Below are 20,947 nucleotides of genomic sequence, written 5' to 3'. Positions count from 1 at the left end.
GAAGCTAACACCTGCAATGTCACTGTCAAGACAGTGACATTGCTTTCCCCGCAGACGTTCACGCATGGGCCTTGAGCTTGAACCGCCGCACCTGGGCCATCAACGCCTCGGCCTGATCACGTAGGCCCTGGCTGGAGGAAGACATGCGTTCTACCAGTGCAGCGTTGTCCTGCACGCTGGAATCGATGTGCGAGATGGCCGCATTGATCTGGTCCACACCCTGCGACTGCTCGCGTGTCGCCTGCGCCACCTCACCGATGGTCTGATCCACCGACCGGATTTCCTCGACGATGCTGGCCAGCGCTCGATGGGCCCGCTCCATCAACTCATTGCCGGTGGTTACCTTCTCCCCGCTGGTCTTGATCAGGCTGCGGATATCGCGCGAAGACACAGCACAACGCTCGGCCAGGGTACGTACCTCGCCGGCCACCACAGCAAAGCCCTTGCCCTGCTCGCCGGCACGCGCCGCCTCCACCGAAGCATTGAGCGCAAGCAGGTTGGTCTGGAAGGCAATGTCGTCAATCACCTCGACAATCTGCGCGATACGCTGGCTGGCCTGCTCGATCTCACCCATGGCGCCGACGGCCTGGCCCAGAACGCCGTGCCCCTCGTTGGCGCGCTGGAAGGCGGTATTGGCCAGACTCGATGCCTGTCGCGCATGGCCATCATTATTGGAGACAGTGGCCGTCATCTGCTCGATACTGGCGGCCGTTTGCTCAATACCCGCGGCCTGCCGGTGGGTACGTTCTGACAGCGCCTGATTGCCGTCTGCAATCGTTGCGCTGGCCTGCATGATCGACACGCTGGTGGTCTGCAAAGTCGCCACCATGGTGTTCAACGACACGTTCATCTGGCCCAGCGCCTGCAGCAGCTCGGCGGTTTCATCGCCGCCCCGCACCTCTTCATCTGGATGGCTCAGGTCGCCCGAAGCCACCCGCTTGGCCACGTGAAGGGCGCGGCGCAGCGGCAAGGTGATACCGCGGGTAATGAACAAGCCAAGACCAATGGCCAGCAGCGCCGCCACACCGGAAAAACCAGCCAAGGCCCATCCGGTCGCACGCATTTGACGCTCAAGCTGGGCGGGCACGGCATCGGCTTGAGCCTGTGCATGCTCACGGATCACCTCCGAGCGCGCTTCCATATCGTGCACGGCGCCCTTGTAGCGACTGAATTCGGTATTGGCGGCGGCCGTATTGCGCAGTGCCCCGGCCTTGAGCATTTTGTAGGTGGCGGCAAAGCCGCCGGCATAGCTGGTCAGCGCCGTTTTCATCTGCTTGATATTCGCCGCCGTCTTCGCGTCGGCCAACGGCTCCATCTTTTTCAGAGCGGAGTGCAGATCAGCCAGGGCGGTTTCCCATTTGGCGTGATAGGCGTCCACCTTGGCAGCATTGCCCATGTTGATGAAAACGTCCTTCTCATACCGACGCTCAGTCAACACTTGTATGCGCACATCGCCGGCCAGCTGCGCCAGCCGCACATCATGCGCCAATGTGTACTGCGCCTGCGTGTGCAACCGGTTGATGCCATACCACCCGGCGGCGCTGGCAGCCAACAGCATGACCACAAGCAGCATGAACGCCACGCCCAGACGCGTGCCAATCTTGAAACGATGAAACATGGGGGACTCTCCAAACAGGATCACTTTCGCGCCGGAACGCGATCAGAACTCTTCCCACTGCGAAGACGTTGCCGTGGCAAGAGACTCGGCGGTGGACAACTCGCGACTATCCGACGGCTTGAACACACGCTTCGGCGCAGCTTTTTGGACATGTGCAATTGTGCTGGGTGTGGGTGCTACCGGCGCCGACGAGAGCCGGGCCGAATCATCCGGTAAATGGAAGAACGCCATCTCGTGCATCAGCTCGTCCGCCTGCTCCTGCATTGCCCGGCTGGCGGCCGCGGCCTGCTCGACCAGTGCTGCGTTCTGCTGCGTGGCCTCGTCCATGCTGGTGACAGCGGTATTGACCTGGTTGATGCCATCGGACTGCTCTTCACTGGCGGCTGCGATCTCGGCAACGATGTCGGTCACGCGACGGACACTGCCGACGATTTCATCCAGCATGGCGCCGGAGCGGCTGACCAGGCCCGAACCGGCCTCGATGCGCTGCGAACTCTCCTTGATCAGCGCCCCGATGTCCTTGGCCGCCACCGCGGTGCGCTGGGCCAACTGGCGCACTTCCGACGCCACCACCGCGAACCCCCGGCCGTGCTCACCTGCTCGTGCCGATTCAACAGCAGCATTCAATGCCAGAAGGTTGGTCTGAAAAGCGACCTCATTGATCAGCGTGACAATGTCGTTGATGCGCTTGCTCGATTCGCCAATGGCCTGCATGGCCTGCATGGCCTCGCCCATGACACTGCCACCGGCTTCGGCCTGTGCACTCGCACTTTGCGAGAGCTGGCGGGCCAGCCCGGCGTTCTCGGCGTTGTGCTTGACAGTGGAGGTCATCTCCTCCATCGAAGCGGCCGTCTGCTCAAGGCTGGAAGCCTGGTGCTGGGTTCGCTGCGAAAGATCGTCGTTACCCTGGGCGATCTGCTTGGCCGCTTCGGAGACGTTCTCCGAACCTGAGCGCACCACGCTGACCACCTCCACCAGACGTTGCTGCATCTGCACCAGCGCCGCCATCACACTACCCTGGTGAGGAGCCGGCCCGTCGTAACGTTCCAGATGACCACCGGCCACACGCTGCGCCAGTGCTACCGCCGTGGCCGGTTCGGCACCCATCTGACGGCGAATGCGGCGCATGATCCAGGCCACAATGGACAGCACCACGGCACCAAAGATGGCGGCCGCTGTGAGATGTCGCCATAGGGACTTGTAAAAGCTGGCGTTGACGTCTTCCACGTAGACGCCCGAGCCCACAAACCAGTCCCATGGCTGGAAGTGCTCGACATAGCTGATTTTCGGCTGCGGCTTTTCCGCGCCTGGCTTGGGCCACTTGTAGTCGACGAAACCACTGCCATGCTGCTGGCCCATCTTGACCATTTCCTGGAACAGCAGCTTGCCATCCGGGTCCTTGCTCTCACCGACGTTCTGACCGACCAGCTGTGGCTTGACCGGGTGCATCAGCATCACGGGAGTACTGTTGAAAATGAATACGTAACCAAACCCCTTGTCCCAGCGCAGGGTCCGGATCTGATCCAGTGCCCGCTGCTTGCCCTGGGCCTCGGTGATCTTGCCGGCCTGGACCTGGGCGTATTCACTCTTGATCAGAGAGCTTGCTGTCTCGATCTCATATTGCAGCGACGACCGGCGTTCCTCGAGCAGAAGATTTCGCGTGTGCCAGGCACCGACCATGCTCAATCCCAGCATGCCCAACACAATGATGCCCAGTATCAGCCACAACTGCCCGCGCATACTCATGATGCCTACCTCCTGAACGCACCCGTCGTGGACAGACCACAACGATCCTTGTGTCAGGAATATCGGCTTTTCACTCAGTTACTTGAGTGATACTGGACGAACCTTTCCATTTCGTAAGAAAAGGGCGCCCATGGGGTGCGGACAAGGTGTTCCCGTCGCCAAGACGAACGGCCACTGAATACGCTCTCGCATGGGCGAACTTTTTGCCCGTCGCGGCACTCCAATGTAACGAATCGCCGTGAGGCGACCAAAGATGAGTGGCCCTGCAAGGCGCTCATCGAGGGGCCGGTCATCCCTCTCCCTCCCCCATGATCACCGGCCCGACAAGGCCCCGGCAGCTCCTCCCCTGGCTGCCGGGGCTTTTACTTTGGCGTTATCGGCTTTGCTGCCTGCCAGACGCTAACGCGTCATACCCGTGACCTCACTACGGGCCAGCGCGGACGGCTCAGGCGCCGACGCCGTTACCGTGTCCGGTCATACGCCGGATCATGTAATTCTCTATCTGTCGTTCGCTGACATGCCCGGTATGACGGGTGTCGATACGCTGGAAATGACGCACGGTGAAGCTCATATGCCCACGCTTGGCCTCCTGCTCGGTGAGAAAGCCATCGTGATCCTGATCACTGTTGATGAACTTCTTGTGCACCCGAGCAACTACGGACTGCATCAGCCCTCCAGCGCTCGAACCTGCAGCCGCTGGTACCTTCGGCGAGGCAACCTGGGTCTGGGCCTGTAGCGGCACCACAGGCATGACACATACGAAAAAAAACGATACGGCAAGGTTACGGATGGCAATACGCATAGGGCTCTCCTTGGCTTACAGCACGTCGTTCACAGCCCACCATGAGCCGTGAAAGGGGCAATCCGAGCCGGAAAGCATTCTGCGCTGAAACCGCCGCACATCCGGCACGGCACTTCTGATCGATAGGCCTGATGGCACGGCAATCGACCCGCGTACACCAGACGACGCCTGGTGCAAGCCAAGCATCGCCGAGGCGGCGCAGGTGAGGGCCAGCCCACGTGGTCAGAGGACACCTGGCCCCTGGCCAGTCGGCCTGCCCAATGGTCCCATCAGGACCAGGCAAGCCAGCGCCAGCGATCACACGCCGACTGAATGACTACTGCCAGCGTCCAGCAGTCCATGCACGGTCATCAGGTGAGCCAAGCCCAACACATGCTCGACCTCCAGTTTGTCCAGCAATCGCTGCTTGTAGGTGGAGATGGTCTTGGGGCTGAGGTTGAGATGGACGGCAATGTCCTTGAGCGGCTTGGCGCGCACCAGCATCATGGCCACCTCCAGCTCGCGACTGGACAGCGAGTCGAACGGTGAGCCCTCTCCGTCAAGCGTGGCCAGTGCCAGCTGCTGCGCCACCGCCGGTGCCAGATAGCGACGCTTTCCGGCCACCTGCCGGATGGCTGCCAGCAGCTCGTCGGCCGAGCATCCCTTGGTAAGGTACCCCAGGGCCCCGGCATCAAGCAGGCGCTTGGGAAACCGCGCGTCCTCGACCACCGTAAGAATCACGATCTGCGTGCGCAGCTTGGCGCGGACCACTCGCTCGGTCAGTTCCACGCCACTCATCCCCGGCATATGCACGTCAACCAGGGCCACGTCCGGCTTACGACCGCGAATCAGACGCAAGCCGTCCTCTGCGGTGCCCGCCTCCCCCAGCACGCGCATATCCGGCTGCTGATCAAGAATCATCTTAAAGCCGGTACGCACCAGCTCATGGTCGTCAATCAGTACGACACTGATCATGCGAGCGATCCTCCCTAACACTCCAACCCAACGGTAGGCGCATGCCGTATGGCCTGTCCGTAGCCACACACCCGGAAATGGCGTTCACTGACGCAGGCACTTCCGCCATGGATTTCCCCCTGCACGATTATGGAGGGTTCCCGGGACGGCGAAAAAGTGGGCGGCATGCGATGCAAGTGACTACTGTGAGGCAACCTGGTCCGTCAGAGGAATCCGTGAATCTTTGTAGGTTAACACTTACATATGAATAGCTGCATGGGATGAGAAAAGCGTGTACTGATTCAGTGCGGGAGGCATCAAGCCTTGCTGCCGCGCGCTTGCCGGCGCGCTGCATTGCCACTTGGCGAAGTTCGGGGTCGATATCCGGGGTGGCCGATGCTCACTGCTCGGCGGTGCTGAAAACCGGGCAGATCGGCGCCCGGCCAGCGGCTCACGCCGAACCCATCAACTCACGCATGACCACCGTGGCGTAGGCGCCCGGAGGTAGGCGAAAACCGACCTCCAGCGAGGTGTCGTCCAGCCATTGCCAGGCCAACTCCGACGGCATCAGTCGCAGCGGCCGGCGATCCTGATCCATTCCCGCCGCCTCGAGCCCGGCCGTAAGCACCGTGTGTTGGTCGGCGATGGCCTGCTCGATCTCGCGCGCGGCCTCGGTCGTCGGCAGCTGGCCACGCCCCCACAACATGCCGGACGGATGGATGTCGCCACGGGCCAGGCGCTCGGCCAGGGTATCGTCATAGGCCTCCGGCCCGAACCACGAACGCGAGCCGGCCAGCGCCCAGATCTCGCCAGCCAGCGCCTGGTTCCAGGTACCGTCACTGACGCGCCGGTCCAGCACCGCATTGAACAGATGCGAGCGAGCGGCCGACAACAGCAGCGAGCGCGTCTTGCGGTCCACGCGCCGGCCCTCGAACATGGCTTCGGCACGGGCCACGTTGCCGCCTTTGCGACCAAAACGCTGCTCTCCGTAATAATTGGGCACGCCATGTTCGACGATGGCCGCCAGCACCGCCTCGGCCGCCTCGCGTTGGCCCTGAACCTCGCGCAGCGTCAGCACGAAACGGTTACCGGTCAACGCGCCGCGCTTGAGCTTGCGCCGATGCCGACCCAGCGATGTGACCTTGGCGTGGGGAAACTGCACCCAGTCCGGATCGGCCTTGCCCGGCAGTTGCACGGTAAACGCTTGCGTGGTGACCGCATGGCGATCCTTGAGACCGGCGTAGCCCACACCCACCGGCGACACGTCGGCAAAACGCGCCAGCTCGCGGGCAATCCAGTCGGTGTTGTGTCCGCGCTTGGTCACTTCCAGCAGTGCGTGCTCGCCCTCGCCATCGGCGCCGAAGCCCAGGCACTCCTCGACAATGAAGTCTTCCGGTGTGGCGCGCAGTTGGGCCTCAAGCGGCGGACCACCATGGGCGTAGGCGAGCTGTTCGATGGCTTGGGTCATGGCAACAACAAAGATGGGAGAAAACGATACGGCGGGCCGAGACCGCGCCTTTAATGCAACAGGAACAGCGAGGCCAGTCCCAGGAAGATGAAAAAGCCGCCGCTGTCGGTCATGAAGGTAAGGAAGATGTTCGAGCCCAGTGCCGGGTCACGGCCCAGGCGCATCATGGTGATGGGAATGGCCACGCCCATGAACGCCGACAGCAGCAGGTTGAGCGTCATCGCTGCCGTCATTACCAGGCCCAGCGCCACGTTGTGATAAAGCACGATGGCGACCAGGCCGATTACCGAGCCCCAGATCAGGCCGTTGATCAGCGACACGCCCATTTCCTTGCGCCACAGGCGCATCATGCTGGACGGGGAAATCTGCTCCAGCGCCAGCGCGCGCACAATCATGATGATGGTCTGATTGCCGGAACTGCCGCCGATGCTGGCGACAATAGGCATCAGCGTGGCCAGCGCCACCAGTTGTTCGATGGCACCCTCGAACAGGCCGATCACGCGCGAGGCCAGGAATGCCGTGACCAGATTGATGGCCAGCCACGCCCAGCGATTGCGCACCGACTTCCAAACCGAGGCGAAGATGTCTTCTTCCTCGCGCAGGCCGGCCCGGCCCAGACGTTCGGCCTCGCCCTCTTCGCGGATCAGGTCGACCATCGCCTCAATGGTCAGGCGTCCGATCAGGCGATGCTGGCTGTCCACCACGGGGGCCGAAATCAGGTCGTAGCGTTCGAACGCCTGCGCCGCCTCGTAGGCATCATCACTGGGCGCGAAGGTGTTGACGTCACGCGCCATGACCTCGCCGACGCGGTAGTCGGGTGAGTGCACCAGCAACTGGCGCAGCGGCAGTACACCGGTAAGCACGCCTTCCAGATTGACCACGAACAGCTTGTCGGTCTGCTCGGGAAGCTCGTCAAAACGACGCAGGTAGCGCAGCACCACTTCAAGCGTGACATCCTCGCGGATCGTCACCATCTCGAAGTCCATCAGCGCACCGACCCGATCCTCCGCGTAGGACAGCGCCGACTGCACGCGCTCACGCTGCTGCGCATCGAGGCTGGCCATCAGCTCGGGCAACACCTCGGTCGGCAGATCATCGACCAGGTCGGCCAGTTCATCGGCGTCCAGCGGCTCGACGGCGGCCAGAATCTCGTGATCGTCCATGTCGGCGATCAGTGATTCACGGACCGCGTCGGACACTTCCAGCAGAATGTCGCCGTCACGCTCGGCCCGCACGCGCTGCCAGACCTTCAGGCGCGCATTGAGCGGAAGCGACTCCAGAACGTAGGCAATGTCCGCCGGATGCAGCGCATCCAGACGCTTTTGCAGGTCACCCTGCCATTCGGCGCGAAGCGCCTGCTTTGCGATGGGAAGCGGCGCCTCGCGCGCGGCTTCCTCCAGTTCGGCCAGCTGGTCCAGCCTTTCGTGGATGGCAACCAGTTGGGCGTGCAAGCGCGTCTGCGGCTTGCTGCTTTCGACTTCGCTCATGACGTGCTCCCGCCCCGGAAGCTGAGCACGCCGCCGGAGATCACCAGGTCAGGATGGCAAACCAGAATCGTCGATAAGATCGACTGGGAAGTTCCATGTCAGGTCTCCGCGGCCGCCGGTCGGCGGGGACGCGCATCATAGCGTACCCGGCAGGTACTGGGCGGACTTTTTTTGCGACGCAGCAGATGTCATGGCGCGGGCGGGCCCTCAGACCTCCGCGCGCGGCAGCAGCAGCACCACTGCCTGCGCTGCCAGGCCTTCGCCACGTCCGGTGAAACCCAGCTTTTCGGTGGTGGTGGCCTTGACGCTGACCGCATCCACCTTGCAACCCATGTCCTCGGCCATGGCCTGACGCATCGACTGCGCATGCGGGCCCACCTTCGGGCGCTCGCCGATGATGGTGATGTCGGCGTTGCCCAGCATATAGCCACACTCGCCGGCCAACGCCATGCAGTGGCGCAGAAACTGACGACTGTCGGCGCCGGCCCAGCGCGCATCCGATGGCGGAAAATGCTGACCGATATCGCCCAACGCCAAGGCGCCGAGAATGGCGTCGCACAGCGCATGGATGGCCACATCACCATCCGAATGCGCCTTGACGCCCTGCTCGTGCGGCACACGCACGCCGCCCAGCATGATGTGGTCGCCCTCGCCGAAGGCATGCACGTCGTAACCTTGGCCAATACGGATATTCAACGCGTTCGCTCCCACAAAAACTCGGCCAGCGCAAAATCGGCCGGCGTGGTGACCTTGAGGTTGTCCTCGGCACCTTCGACCAGCAGCGGACGCAAGCCGGCGCGCTCCATTGCCATGGCCTCGTCGGTCACGGTCAGTTTGGCGTCGAAGGCGCGATGCAGACCACGCGTCAGCACGCCACGGCGAAACATCTGCGGCGTGAAGGCACGCCAGCGCCCCTCGCGTGATTCGGTGGTATGACTGCAGCCATCGGAGCCGGCGCGCTTGAGCGTGTCGCGCAGCGGCGCGCCCAGCAGACCGCCTTCGGCGTTGCCACCCAGCTCGATCAGCTTGTCGATATCGGCCACGCGCACGCACGGTCGCGCTGCATCGTGCACCAGCACGAAGGCCTCCGCATCGACCTGTTCGGGCAGCGCCTCCAGTCCCCGCAGCACCGAGTCGGCACGCTCGCCACCACCGATACAGGTCAGCACCTGCGCCTTGCCGATGCGATCGATGCCCGGCCAGTGCGGATCGTCCTCGGCCAGCGCCACCATCAGGCCGCCCACGCGTGGATGCGAGGCCAGTCGTTCCAGCGTGCGCAACAACAACGGCATGCCGTGCAGCGGCAGGTACTGCTTGGGCACCTGGCCACCGAAACGCCGCCCGGTACCGGCCGCCGGCACCACGCACCACAGGGGATAATCACTCATGGCCGATCCGTCTGCGCGCTGGATGCCGAGGCCGGCTCGACGACCTGATAGAAGGTTTCACCGGGCTTGATCAGCCCCAGCTCGGCTCGCGCGCGCCCTTCCACGGCCTGCTCGCCGTGCTTGAGATCGCTGACGTCCGCCTCAAGCGCATCGTTGCGATGCTTGAGGCGGACGTCTTCCTTCTTCTGCTCGGCCACGCTGTGCCGGAGCGTATGGACCTCGTGCACGCCATGGTCGCCCACCCACAGCATCCACTGCAGGGCTACCAGCAACACCACGAGGACCACGGCGATCCAACGGAACATGGCGAGGTCGCTCTAGTCGTGACCGATCAGCCCGGCAGCTTGGCCAGGTTCGGGAACGCGTTGCGACCGGCAAACACCGCCGCGCTGCCCAGCTGCTCTTCGATACGCAGCAGCTGGTTGTACTTGGCGATGCGATCGGAGCGGCTCAGCGAGCCGGTCTTGATCTGCGTGGCGGTGGTGGCCACGGCAATGTCGGCGATGGTGGTGTCCTCGGTCTCGCCGGAGCGATGCGAGATCACCGCCGCGTAACCGGCGGCATCGGCCATGGCGATGGTTTCCAGGGTCTCGCTCAGGGTGCCGATCTGATTCACCTTGATCAGGATGGCATTGGCGATACCGTCGTCGATGCCCTTGCGGAAGATCTTCGGGTTGGTGACGAAGTTGTCATCGCCGACCAACTGGATGCGATCACCCAAACGCTCGGTCAAAAGCTTCCAGCCGGCATCGTCCTGCTCGGCCATGCCGTCTTCGATGCTGATGATCGGGTACTTGTCGCACCAGCTGGCCAGCACGTCGACGAACTCGGACGAGCTGTACACCTTGCCCTCGCCGGACAGGTCGTACTTGCCGTCCTTGTAGAACTCCGAGGCGGCCGCGTCCAGACCCAGGAACACATCCTTGCCCGCGGTGTAGCCGGCCTTATCGATGGCTTCGAGAATGGTCTCGATCGCTTCCTCGTTGGAGGAAAGGTTCGGCGCAAAGCCGCCCTCATCGCCCACGGTGGTGGTCAGGCCACGCCCCTTCAGCACGCTCTTGAGCGCGTGGAAGATCTCGGTGCCGGCGCGCAGCGCCTCGCTGAAGGTCGGCAGGCCCAGCGGCAGCACCATGAATTCCTGCACGTCGACGTTGTTGTCGGCGTGCGCACCGCCGTTGATGATGTTCATCATCGGCACCGGCAACTGCACTTCGCGGCCGGCCGCCAGATAGCGCCACAGCGACTCGTGGCGGGCATTGGCCTCGGCGTGGGCGGCGGCCATCGACACGGCCAGCAGCGCATTGGCGCCCAGCTTGCCCTTGTTGTCGGTACCGTCCAGCTCGATCAGCTTGGCATCCAGGCCTTTCTGGTCGGCCGCATCGAAACCGGCCAGGGCTTCGGCAATCGGGCCGTTGACGTTGGCCACAGCCTTGGTCACGCCCTTGCCCAGGTAGCGGCTCTTGTCACCGTCGCGCAGCTCGACCGCTTCGCGGGTACCGGTGGAGGCGCCCGACGGCACCGCGGCGCGACCCATGGAGCCGTCTTCCAGCGTCACTTCGGCTTCCAACGTGGGGTTGCCGCGCGAATCGAGAATCTGGCGGGCGTGAATCTTGGAAATGGTCGTCATGTGCGCAACCTGCCTCTATAGCTTGGGGGAGGTGAAAAGGAACGATCGCCGCGCCTGACAAGGCAGCGGTCACCGCGTGTTGTGTTTAGGCGAAACGCTCGAAACCGTAACGCTTGGTGGCTGTATCCAGTGCCATCAGCGTTTCCAGCAGCGCTTCCATCTGATCCAGCGGCCAGGCATTGGGGCCATCGCTCAGGGCCTTGGACGGGTCGGGATGGGTTTCGGCAAACAAGCCGGCAATGCCCGCGGCGACCGCCGCACGCGCCAGCACCGGCACGAACTCGCGCTGACCACCGGAGCTCGCGCCCTGCCCGCCCGGCAACTGCACCGAATGGGTGGCATCGAACACCACCGGACAACCGGTATTGCGCATCACCGCAAGGCTGCGCATGTCCGAAACCAGGTTGTTATACCCGAAACTGACGCCACGCTCGCAGACCATGATCTGCTCGTTGCCGACGGCGCGCGCCTTCTCGACCACGTTGACCATGTCCCAGGGCGCGAGGAATTGGCCCTTCTTGATGTTGACCGGCTTGCCGACGCGCGCCACGGCCTGGATGAAGTCGGTCTGGCGGCACAGAAACGCCGGTGTCTGCAGCACGTCGACCACCTCGGCCACCTCGTCGAACGGGGTGTACTCATGTACATCGGTGAGCACCGGCACGCCGACCTGACGTTTCACTTCGCCGAGGATGCGCAGGCCTTCTTCCATGCCCAGACCGCGGAAGCTGGCACCGGAAGAGCGATTGGCCTTGTCGAAGCTGGACTTGAAGATGAAGGGCATGCCCAACCGCGCGGTCAGCTCCTTGAGCTTGCCGGCCGTGTCGACCTGCAACTGCTCGGACTCGACCACGCAGGGGCCGGCTATCAGAAACAGCGGCTGATCCAGTCCGGCTTCAAAACCACACAACTTCATAGCGCCCTCTCTAGACATTCCGATCGGCAAACACCCACACCAAAAACCTATCCGGCACGAACCTCAAGCTTACGCGCTGGCCGCATCCGACTCGGCCAGCGACTGGCCTTCCCGCACCGCCTTCAACTCACGCGCGGCACGCACGAAATCGGTGAACAGCGGATGGCCGTCACGCGGCGTGGAGGTGAACTCCGGATGCGCCTGACAGCCCAGGAACCACGGATGCTGCTGGCGCGGCAGCTCGACAATTTCCACCAGCAGGTCATCCATCGACTTGCCGGAAATGACCAGGCCCAGATCTTCGAACTTCTGGCGGTAACGGTTGTTGAACTCGTAGCGATGGCGGTGACGCTCGCTGATCACTTCGCGACCGTACAGCTCGCGCGCCAGCGTGCCCACCTTCAGGCGGCACTCCTGTGCGCCCAGGCGCATGGTGCCACCCAGGTCCGACTCTTCCGTGCGCTGCTCGACTTCGCCGGTGGCGGTGGTCCATTCGGTGATCAGCGCGATCACCGGATCGGCGGCGTAGCGGTTGTTCTCGCTGGAGTCGGCATCTTCCAGATGCGCCACATGGCGGGCGAAGTCGACCACCGCCGCGTGCATGCCGTAACAGATGCCGAAATACGGCACCTTGCGCTCACGTGCATATCGCGCGGCCAGCACCTTGCCCTCGAAACCACGCTTGCCGAAGCCGCCCGGCACCAGGATGGCATCGACATCGCCCAGCATGGCCTCGGCGCCGTCGCTCTCGATCTGCTCGGAGTCGAGCCATTTGAGCTTGACCCGCGTGCCCTGCTTGATGCCGCCATGGCGCAATGCCTCGGCCAGCGACTTGTAGGCATCCTTGTGCTCGACGTACTTGCCGACGATGGCGATGGTGACCTCTTCGCGCGAGTTCTCCACCGCCTCGACGGTGCGCTCCCACTCGGAAAGATCGGCCTCGCCGGCCTTGAGCTCCAGCCGGCGCACGACGATGTCGTCCAGGCCCTGCGCATGCAGCCACAGCGGCAGCTTGTAGATGATGTCCACGTCCACCGCGCTGATCACGGCTTTTTCCTGCACGTTGGTGAACAGGGCGATCTTGCGGCGCTCGGTATCGGGCAGCGTCTGCTCGGTACGGCACACCAGAATGTCCGGCTGGATGCCGATGGAACGCAGCTCCTTCACCGAGTGCTGCGTCGGCTTGGTTTTGATCTCGCCGGCGGCCTTGATGTACGGCACCAGCGTCAGATGCATGAACAGGCACTTCTCCGGGCCGTGCTCGGAACGCAACTGACGAATCGCCTCCAGGAACGGCAACGATTCGATATCGCCCACGGTGCCACCGATCTCCACCAGTGCCACGTCGTAGCCGCGCGTGGCCTCGTAGATGGTGTGCTTGATCTCGTCGGTGATGTGCGGAATCACCTGCACGGTGGCGCCCAGGTAATCGCCGCGGCGCTCCTTGCGGATCACGCTCTCGTAGATCTTGCCGGTGGTGATGGAGTTGCGGCCGGTCAAGCGCGTGCGCACGAAGCGCTCGTAGTGGCCAAGGTCGAGATCGGTCTCGGCACCATCATCGGTGACGTAGACCTCGCCATGCTGGAAGGGACTCATGGTGCCCGGATCCACATTAATGTAGGGATCGAGCTTCATCATGGTGACGGACAGGCCGCGCGCCTCGAGGATGGACGCGAGCGAGGAGGCCGCAATGCCCTTGCCAAGCGAGGACACCACACCGCCTGTTACGAAGATCAACGGGGTCATGGACTAAAGCCGTACCGGTAAAACCTCATTTTACAGACTCACCGCGCTTGCCGCGACCTTGAAAACGTTTGCGTCACCGGCTACGCGCGTCAGAGAGGGTTCCGGCAAGCATTTTTCACACCTCCATGCGACGGCGCTTTGCTAGCATCAGCGCATGAATACAGCCATCCCCCACCGCCTTGCCGACCTGCGCAAGGCCATGAACAAGCATGGCGTGGCCGCCTGTCTGGTGCCCAGCGCCGATCCCCACCTTTCCGAATACCTGCCCGAGCACTGGCAGGCCCGAGCGCACTTTTCCGGCTTTACCGGCTCGGCCGGCACGCTGGTGGTCACCGCCGATTTTGCCGGTGTGTGGACCGACTCGCGCTACTTCGAACAGGCCGAGAAGCAGCTGGAAGGCACCGGCGCCCGCCTGATGCGCATGCGCATTCCGCACACGCCCGAACATCTTCAATGGTTGGAGGGCGCGCTCGGTCAGGGCGATGTGCTGGCCGTGGCCGGCGACAGCCTGTCGCTGGCGGCCAAGCGCCAGATCGAAACGCACCTGGTCGACGTCGGCGCGTCACTGCGCACCGACCTGGACCTGCCCGGCCAAGCCTGGACCGACCGCGCCCCCCTGCCGCAGGCACCGGTGCGCGAACATGCCGCCGGCTTCGTTTCGCGCTCGCGAAGCGACAATCTTTCCGCCATTCGCGAAGCCATGTCCAAGGCCGGCGCCACACATCACCTGGTGTCGAGCCTGGACGATGTGGCCTGGATCACCAACCTGCGCGGTGCCGATGTCGAATACAACCCGGTGTTCCTGGCGCACCTTCTGATCAGCAGCGATCGCGCCACGCTGTTTGCGCACACCGGTGCCTTCAGCGATGAACTGCGCCAACGCCTGGCTGCCGATGGTATCGAACTGGTCACCTACGCCGATGCCGCGGCGGCACTGACCGCCCTGCCGCCCGACGCCCGCCTGATGCTGGAGCCGGGCCGCGTGGTCGTGGCGCTGCTGGGCGATCTGCCCGCGTCGGTGCAACTGGTCGAACAGCGCAACCCGTCCACGCCGCTGAAGGCCATCAAGAACGCGCACGAGCTCGAGCACGTGCGCGCCACCATGCGTCACGATGGCGCGGCGCTGGTCGAAGCCTTCGCCGAGATCGAGCGTGACCTGATCGCCGGCGACACCATTACCGAGCTGGACGTGGAAACGCGTCTGCGTGCCTCGCGCGCCAAGCGCCCGCATTTCGTCGGCGAAAGCTTTGGCACCATCGCCGGCTACATGGCCAACGGCGCGCTGCCGCATTACAGCGCCACGCCGGAAGCTCACAGCACGCTGGGCCGCGACGGCCTGCTGCTGGTCGACTCGGGTGGTCAATACGAGGGGGGCACCACCGACATCACCCGGGTCTGGGCCTTCGGCCAGACCACCGAGGAACAGCGCCGCGACTGCACCCTGGTGCTCAAGGGCATGATCGCGCTCAGCCGCGCCCGTTTCCCCGAGGGTGCCAGCGGGCCGCAGCTGGACGCACTGGCGCGCGCGCCACTGTGGGCAGCCGGCGCCGACTTCGGCCACGGTACCGGCCACGGCGTGGGTTATTTCATGAACGTGCACGAAGGCCAGCAGGGCATCCGCCCGCCGCGTTCGGGCGGCGAGATGGTGGCGCTGGAGCCGGGCATGATCAATTCCATCGAGCCGGGTATCTACAAGCCGGGCCGCCACGGCATCCGCCACGAAAATCTGGCCGCCGTGGTCGATGCCGGCGAAACCGAGTTCGGACGCTTCCTGTCGTTTGAAACGCTCACGCTGTGCCCCATCGACACCCGCGCCATCGAGCCGGCGCTGCTGGAGCCATCCGAGCGCGAATGGCTCAACGGCTATCACCATTGCGTGCGCGAGGCGCTGCTGCCACTGATCGAGCATGACACCGACCGCCAATGGCTGAAGGAGCGCTGCCAGCCGGTCTAGAGCACGGCGCGGCACCTGTTTTGCGTTTCCCCACCCACCTCCCACTAGGAGCCAAGCGATGAAGAAGCTGCTGATGATCACCGGCGATTTCGTCGAGGATTACGAAAACATGGTGCCTTTCCAGGCGTTACAGGCCTTCGGTTGCAAAGTGGATGCGGTGTGCCCCGGCAAAAGCGCCGGCGACAGCGTGCGCACCGCCATCCACGATTTCGAGGGCGACCAGACCTATTCGGAAAAGCCCGGCCACAACTTCACCCTCAACGCCAGCTTCGACGAGGTGGATCCGTCCGCCTACGACGGCCTGGTGATTCCCGGTGGCCGCGCGCCCGAGTACCTGCGCCTGACGCCGAAGGTGCTGGAAATCACGCGGCACTTCTTTGCCGCCGAAAAGCCGGTGGCGGCCATTTGTCATGGGGCCCAGTTGCTGGCCGCCGCCGGTGTGCTGGACGGACGCAAATGCTCGGCCTACCCGGCCTGTGCGCCGGAAGTGGAAGCGGCCGGCGGACAGTTCCAGGACATTGCCGTCGATCAGGCATTTGTCGATGGCCAACTGGTCACCGCACCGGCCTGGCCGGCCCACCCGCAATGGATCGCCCGTTTCGTGCAAGTGCTGGGCTTGCGCGTTCAAGCCTGAACAAAAGAAAAGCGCCCGGCACCATCCGGGCGCTTTGCGCTGGCCACAACGCTGGCGTTGTTTCATGGCGCCAGATCAGTGACCGCCGTTGCCGTTGGCACTGAGATTGCCGTCGGCTGCCAGGCTCCCGCCGTGCGAGCTGGCCGAACCGCTGGCATGGCCATTGCCGGAAAGCGAGCCATGGCCGACGCTGGCATGGCCATGTGTCTGGCCCTGTACCGAACCCGAAGCGTTGCGCGCGGAATGGAGCGCATGACCGACCATGTGGCGCGAATGATGTGTCGCGCCTTTGGCACGATCGCTCGCCGCCGCGCGCGCCCGCTGCGCGCGCGCCTCGGCGCGCTGCGCACCCTGGTCTACCGCATGGCTGCCGGCGTGCGCAGCGCCGCTGGCCTGCATGCGCGCCGAATGGGCATCGGCCCGGGCGGAAGCGGCCGCCGAACCCGATGCGTGCGCGGCGGCACGACGATCAGCGTTGGCGCGCTGTTCGGCCTGATGCGTGGCCTGCTCGGCACGCTGGCGCGAGCGCTTGGCCGCTCGCTGGGTCTGGTGGCCCAGATTGTCGGCCTGGTGCTGCACCGGGTGCGTCAACTGTCCGGTGTTCATGGAGCCGTTGAGATGTCCAGCCGCCTGGCCGTTGAGGCCGCCGCTCATGCCGTTGGTTTGGCCGGCGACACCGCCGGTGACCTGGCCCGCGGCGTGGCCGCCCAGCACCTGGGCACTGGCGGCGCCGGCAACACCCACGGCACAGGCGATACCGATTGCAAACATTGTCTTACGCATAGGTGACCTCCTTCGGTGACGCGCCCGGGGAAAGGCGCATGGCGTGGCAGTGCCACGACGCGGAGCCACGCTAGGCCGCCTCTGCCGTCTCCCCCATGAATACACGCCAGAGCGATTCAGGCAGGCGCCAGCCGCCTGAACCGCGGCCATACTTGACCACCGCACGGGCGCCGGCCATGCTGCTTCGCCTTGGAACATGAGCCTCGCCCTACTCGCATGAGCAACCGCTACAACGCCGCCGACATCGAAGTTCTTTCCGGTCTTGACCCGGTCAAGCGCCGCCCCGGCATGTATACCGACACCACACGCCCGAATCATCTGGCGCAAGAGGTGATCGACAATGCCGTGGACGAAGCCCTGGCCGGGCACGCCAGGAATCTGGGCGTCACCGTCTACAGCGACGGCTCGGTGGCGGTGTCCGATGATGGCCGCGGCATGCCGGTGGATATTCATCCCGAAGAAGGCGTCTCCGGCGTCGAACTGATCCTCACCCGGCTCCATGCCGGCGGCAAGTTCTCCAACAAGAACTACGCCTTCTCCGGTGGTCTGCACGGCGTGGGCGTGTCGGTGGTCAACGCGCTGTCCACACGCGTGGACATCGACATCCATCGCGACGGGCAGGCTTTCCACATCGCCTTTGCCAACGGTGATCTGCTGGAACCGCTGGAAGTAACCGGCAGCGTCGGCAAGCGCAACACCGGCACCACGCTGCGCTTCTGGCCCGATGCCAGCTATTTTGACTCGGCCAAGATCTCCATGCCGCGCCTGAAGCACCTGCTGCGCGCCAAGGCGGTGCTGTGCGCGGGACTGAACGTGAAGCTGGTCGAGGAAGCGACCGGCGAGACCACCGAGTGGCACTACGAGGACGGCCTGGCCGATTACCTCAAGAGCGAGCTGGACGGCGTCGAAATGCTGCCGGCCGAGTTACTGGTCCATAAAGTGGCGCGCAACACCGAAGGCATGGATGTGGCCCTGACCTGGGTGCCCGAGGGCGAGCTGGTGCAGGAGTCCTACGTCAACCTGATTCCGACCGCCCAGGGAGGTACGCACGTGAACGGCCTGCGTACCGGCCTGACCACGGCCATGCGCGAGTTCTGCGACCTGCGCAACCTGCTGCCGCGTGGCGTCAAGCTGGCGCCGGAGGATGTCTGGGAGCGGCTTTCGTTCGTGCTCAGCGTGAAGATGCAGGATCCGCAGTTCGCCGGCCAGACCAAGGAACGCCTGTCCTCGCGTCCGGCCGCCGGCCTGGTAGAAAACGCCGTGCACGATGCTTTCAGCCTGTGGCTGAACCAGCACGTGGAGATCGGTGAACGCATCGCGCAACTGGCCATCGAGCGCGCCAGCGCGCGCCTCAAGGCAGCCAAGAAGGTGGTGCGCAAGAAGATCACGCAAGGCCCGGCCCTGCCCGGCAAGCTGGCCGACTGTGCCGCGACCGACCTGACCCGCACCGAGCTGTTCCTGGTCGAGGGCGATTCGGCCGGCGGCAGCGCCAAGCAGGCGCGCGACAAGGACTTCCAGGCCATCCTGCCGTTGCGCGGCAAGATTCTGAACACCTGGGAAGTCGAATCGACCGGCGTGCTGGCCTCCAACGAGGTGCATGACCTGGCCGTGGCCATCGGCTGTGATCCGGGCAAGGATGACCTCTCGGGCCTGCGTTACGGCAAGATCATCATCCTCGCCGATGCCGACTCGGATGGCCTGCACATCGCCACCCTGCTCTCGGCGCTGTTCATGCGTCACTTCCCGGCTCTGGTGCAGGGCGGGCACGTGTTCGTGGCCATGCCGCCGCTGTTCCGCGTCGATGTCGGCAAGCAGATGTTCTACTGCCTGGACGAGGAAGAAAAAGCCAATCTGCTGGCGCGCATCGAGCGCGAAAAGATGAAGGGCGCGCTTTCGGTCACCCGCTTCAAGGGCCTGGGCGAGATGAACCCGTCGCAGCTTCGCGAATCGACCATCCACCCGGACACGCGCCGCCTGGTGCAGCTGACCATCGACGACACCGACACCACCGCACAGCTGATGGACATGCTGCTGGCCAAGAAGCGCTCGTCCGACCGCAAGGCCTGGCTGGAGACCAAGGGCGACCTGGCCACGCTGGAGGTGTAGCTGCCCGCCAGCTATCGCCGCGCCGCTTGATGGACGTCAACGCGGCGTGCGCGGTGCGCCGCATACTGCGCACCATGCCTCATCCTGACTGGACACGCCAAGCGGTACGCGCCCTGGAGGCCGAAGCACATCGCTCGGCCGACACCCACCTGATCCGTCTGGACCTTGCGGCCTTTCCCGGTATTGCGCTGTACCTCAAGGACGAGTCGACGCATCCCACCGGCAGCCTGAAGCACCGCCTGGCGCGCTCGCTGTTCCTGTATGCCTTGTGCAATGGCTGGCTGCACGAGGGGCAAGCGGTGATCGAGGCTTCCAGCGGCAGCACGGCCATTTCCGAGGCCTACTTTGCACGCCTGCTGGGCCTGCCGTTTCACGCCGTGATGCCGCGCTGCACCTCGCCCGACAAGATCGCCCAGATCGAAGCCTTTGGCGGTCACTGCCAGCTCATCGACGGCACCGACGTTTACAGCGCCGCCCAGGCCTTGGCCGTGCGCCTGGGTGGACACTACATGGACCAGTTCACGCACGCCGAACGTGCTACAGACTGGCGCGGCAACAACAATATTGCCGAGTCGATTTTCCGGCAGATGCAACTGGAGCCCGAGCCCGTGCCGCGCTGGATCGTGGCCTCGGCTGGTACCGGCGGCACCTCGGCCACGCTGGGACGCTATCTGCGATACCGCGGCCTGCCCACCCAGCTGGCCGTGGCCGACCCGGAGCATTCGGTCTTTGCCGCCTTCCACCGTACGGGCGATGCCCATCTGCGCTGCGAGCGCGGCTCGCGCATCGAGGGCATTGGCCGGCCGCGCGTGGAACCATCGTTCCTGCCCGGCGTGATCGATCGCATGATCGAGGTGCCCGATGCCGCCTCGGTGGCGGCGTTGGGTTGCCTGGAGCAGCTTTTGGGCCGACGCGTAGGCGGCTCCACTGGCACGCACCTGGTCGCCGCCCTGAAGCTGATGTGCCAGATGCGCGAGGCCGGCCAGACCGGCCCCGTGGTCACGCTGATCTGCGATGGTGGCGAGCGCTATCGCGCCAGCTATTACAATGAAGCCTGGCTGGCCGCCGAAGGTCTGGATGTGGCGCCTGAACGCACCCGTCTGGACGCCATACTTGCCGACGGCCAATGGCTCGACTGACCGGACCTTCCCCATGCCTCTTGCCCCCGCCTTCAACTTCCAGCAATGGATCGATGACAACCGCCACCTGCTCAAGCCGCCGGTCGGCAACAAGTGCATCGTCGATGGCGATTTCATCATCATGGTGGTGGGTGGCCCCAACCGCCGCAGCGACTACCACTATGACGAGGGGCCGGAATTCTTCTACCAGATCGAAGGCGAGATGGTATTGAAGGTGCAGGACCAGGGCCGCGCGCGCGACATCCCTATTCGCGCGGGCGAGATGTTCTACCTTCCACCCAAAGTGCCACATTCGCCGCAGCGCATGGCCAACTCCGTGGGACTGGTGGTCGAGCGTCGCCGGCTACCGCACGAGCGCGATGGTCTGATGTGGTATTGCGGGCACTGCAACCATCTGTTGTACGAGGAGTACTTTTCGCTCGAGAGTATCGAGCGCGACTTCCCGCCAGTGTTCGAGCGCTACTACGCTTCGGAGCAGGCACGCACCTGCGCCGCCTGTGGCCAGGTACAAGCGGTTCCCAACGGCAACTGAGGGCGGAATCTTCACTAAAGCGTGACTGGCGCGGGTCGATAAAGTCAGGACACCCGTCAATGCGCGCA

At 64.2% G+C, this 20,947-nt stretch carries 18 protein-coding genes; 5 read left to right on the top strand and 13 right to left on the bottom strand.

Going from position 1 to position 20,947, the window contains the following annotated elements; all coding sequences use genetic code 11:
- Positions 1-58: 58 nt before the first annotated feature.
- From HBF24_RS01845 to HBF24_RS01790, 12 genes are all read right to left on the bottom strand, one after another.
- Positions 59-1,618 carry a methyl-accepting chemotaxis protein gene (locus tag HBF24_RS01845; RefSeq protein WP_167168055.1) on the bottom strand — a complete coding sequence of 520 codons (1,560 nt, stop codon included), beginning with the start codon at positions 1,616-1,618 and terminating at the stop codon, positions 59-61.
- A 42-nt stretch (positions 1,619-1,660) separates the two neighbouring features.
- Positions 1,661-3,364 carry a methyl-accepting chemotaxis protein gene (locus HBF24_RS01840; protein WP_167168052.1) on the bottom strand — a complete coding sequence of 568 codons (1,704 nt, stop codon included), beginning with the start codon at positions 3,362-3,364 and terminating at the stop codon, positions 1,661-1,663.
- Positions 3,365-3,809: 445 nt separating this feature from the next.
- Positions 3,810-4,166: a hypothetical protein gene (locus HBF24_RS01835; RefSeq protein ID WP_167168049.1), complete on the bottom strand. Its 357-nt coding sequence runs from the start codon at positions 4,164-4,166 to the stop codon at positions 3,810-3,812.
- Between the two features lie 297 nt (positions 4,167-4,463).
- On the bottom strand, positions 4,464-5,120 hold the full coding sequence (locus HBF24_RS01830; protein WP_167168046.1) for a response regulator: 657 nt from the start codon (positions 5,118-5,120) through the stop codon (positions 4,464-4,466).
- 430 nt (positions 5,121-5,550) lie between these two features.
- The gene (gene truD, locus HBF24_RS01825; RefSeq protein WP_167168043.1) at positions 5,551-6,567 is read right to left on the bottom strand and encodes a tRNA pseudouridine(13) synthase TruD; all 1,017 of its coding nucleotides are present in this window, start codon (positions 6,565-6,567) and stop codon (positions 5,551-5,553) included.
- Between the two features lie 50 nt (positions 6,568-6,617).
- The gene (gene mgtE, locus HBF24_RS01820) at positions 6,618-8,054 is read right to left on the bottom strand and encodes a magnesium transporter (RefSeq protein WP_167168041.1); all 1,437 of its coding nucleotides are present in this window, start codon (positions 8,052-8,054) and stop codon (positions 6,618-6,620) included.
- 207 nt (positions 8,055-8,261) lie between these two features.
- A complete protein-coding gene (gene ispF, locus HBF24_RS01815) occupies positions 8,262-8,744 on the bottom strand; it encodes a 2-C-methyl-D-erythritol 2,4-cyclodiphosphate synthase (protein WP_167168752.1) in 483 nt (160 codons plus the stop codon).
- A 2-nt stretch (positions 8,745-8,746) separates the two neighbouring features.
- Positions 8,747-9,442: a 2-C-methyl-D-erythritol 4-phosphate cytidylyltransferase gene (gene ispD, locus HBF24_RS01810; RefSeq protein WP_167168038.1), complete on the bottom strand. Its 696-nt coding sequence runs from the start codon at positions 9,440-9,442 to the stop codon at positions 8,747-8,749.
- Complete coding sequence (ftsB, locus tag HBF24_RS01805; protein WP_167168035.1) at positions 9,439-9,747, bottom strand: cell division protein FtsB; 309 nt, start codon at positions 9,745-9,747, stop codon at positions 9,439-9,441. The genes ispD and ftsB overlap by 4 nt, the downstream gene beginning before the upstream one ends.
- Positions 9,748-9,773: 26 nt before the next feature.
- The gene (gene eno / locus HBF24_RS01800; RefSeq protein WP_167168032.1) at positions 9,774-11,069 is read right to left on the bottom strand and encodes a phosphopyruvate hydratase; all 1,296 of its coding nucleotides are present in this window, start codon (positions 11,067-11,069) and stop codon (positions 9,774-9,776) included.
- A gap of 85 nt (positions 11,070-11,154) precedes the next feature.
- Positions 11,155-11,985, bottom strand: coding sequence for a 3-deoxy-8-phosphooctulonate synthase (gene kdsA / locus HBF24_RS01795; protein ID WP_167168029.1), 831 nt, complete (start codon positions 11,983-11,985; stop codon positions 11,155-11,157).
- Between the two features lie 69 nt (positions 11,986-12,054).
- A complete protein-coding gene (locus HBF24_RS01790; RefSeq protein WP_167168026.1) occupies positions 12,055-13,731 on the bottom strand; it encodes a CTP synthase in 1,677 nt (558 codons plus the stop codon).
- Positions 13,732-13,885: 154 nt separating this feature from the next.
- On the opposite strand from HBF24_RS01790, the gene HBF24_RS01785 reads away from it, so the two are divergent.
- Together HBF24_RS01785 and HBF24_RS01780 are read left to right on the top strand one after the other, a co-directional pair.
- Positions 13,886-15,685 carry an aminopeptidase P family protein gene (locus HBF24_RS01785; RefSeq protein WP_167168023.1) on the top strand — a complete coding sequence of 600 codons (1,800 nt, stop codon included), beginning with the start codon at positions 13,886-13,888 and terminating at the stop codon, positions 15,683-15,685.
- Between the two features lie 58 nt (positions 15,686-15,743).
- Positions 15,744-16,319 carry a DJ-1/PfpI family protein gene (locus tag HBF24_RS01780; protein WP_167168020.1) on the top strand — a complete coding sequence of 192 codons (576 nt, stop codon included), beginning with the start codon at positions 15,744-15,746 and terminating at the stop codon, positions 16,317-16,319.
- Between the two features lie 75 nt (positions 16,320-16,394).
- On the opposite strand, the gene HBF24_RS01775 is transcribed toward HBF24_RS01780, so the two are convergent.
- A complete protein-coding gene (locus tag HBF24_RS01775) occupies positions 16,395-17,102 on the bottom strand; it encodes a hypothetical protein (protein ID WP_167168017.1) in 708 nt (235 codons plus the stop codon).
- A gap of 216 nt (positions 17,103-17,318) precedes the next feature.
- Here HBF24_RS01775 and parE point away from each other — a divergent pair, with 216 nt between their 5' ends.
- From parE to HBF24_RS01760, 3 genes are all read left to right on the top strand, one after another.
- Entirely contained in the window at positions 17,319-19,208 is a 1,890-nt protein-coding gene (parE, locus tag HBF24_RS01770; protein WP_167168014.1) for a DNA topoisomerase IV subunit B, read from the top strand.
- Between the two features lie 74 nt (positions 19,209-19,282).
- Positions 19,283-20,347, top strand: coding sequence for a PLP-dependent cysteine synthase family protein (locus tag HBF24_RS01765; protein WP_206064120.1), 1,065 nt, complete (start codon positions 19,283-19,285; stop codon positions 20,345-20,347).
- 13 nt (positions 20,348-20,360) lie between these two features.
- Positions 20,361-20,879 carry a 3-hydroxyanthranilate 3,4-dioxygenase gene (locus tag HBF24_RS01760; RefSeq protein WP_167168008.1) on the top strand — a complete coding sequence of 173 codons (519 nt, stop codon included), beginning with the start codon at positions 20,361-20,363 and terminating at the stop codon, positions 20,877-20,879.
- Positions 20,880-20,947: the final 68 nt, after the last annotated feature.

It is taken from the genome of Oleiagrimonas sp. C23AA, assembly GCF_011759385.1.
Classification (GTDB): domain Bacteria; phylum Pseudomonadota; class Gammaproteobacteria; order Xanthomonadales; family Rhodanobacteraceae; genus Oleiagrimonas.
The sequence above is the reverse complement of the archived record's forward strand: the minus strand, read 5'-3'. Positions and strand labels throughout refer to the sequence as shown.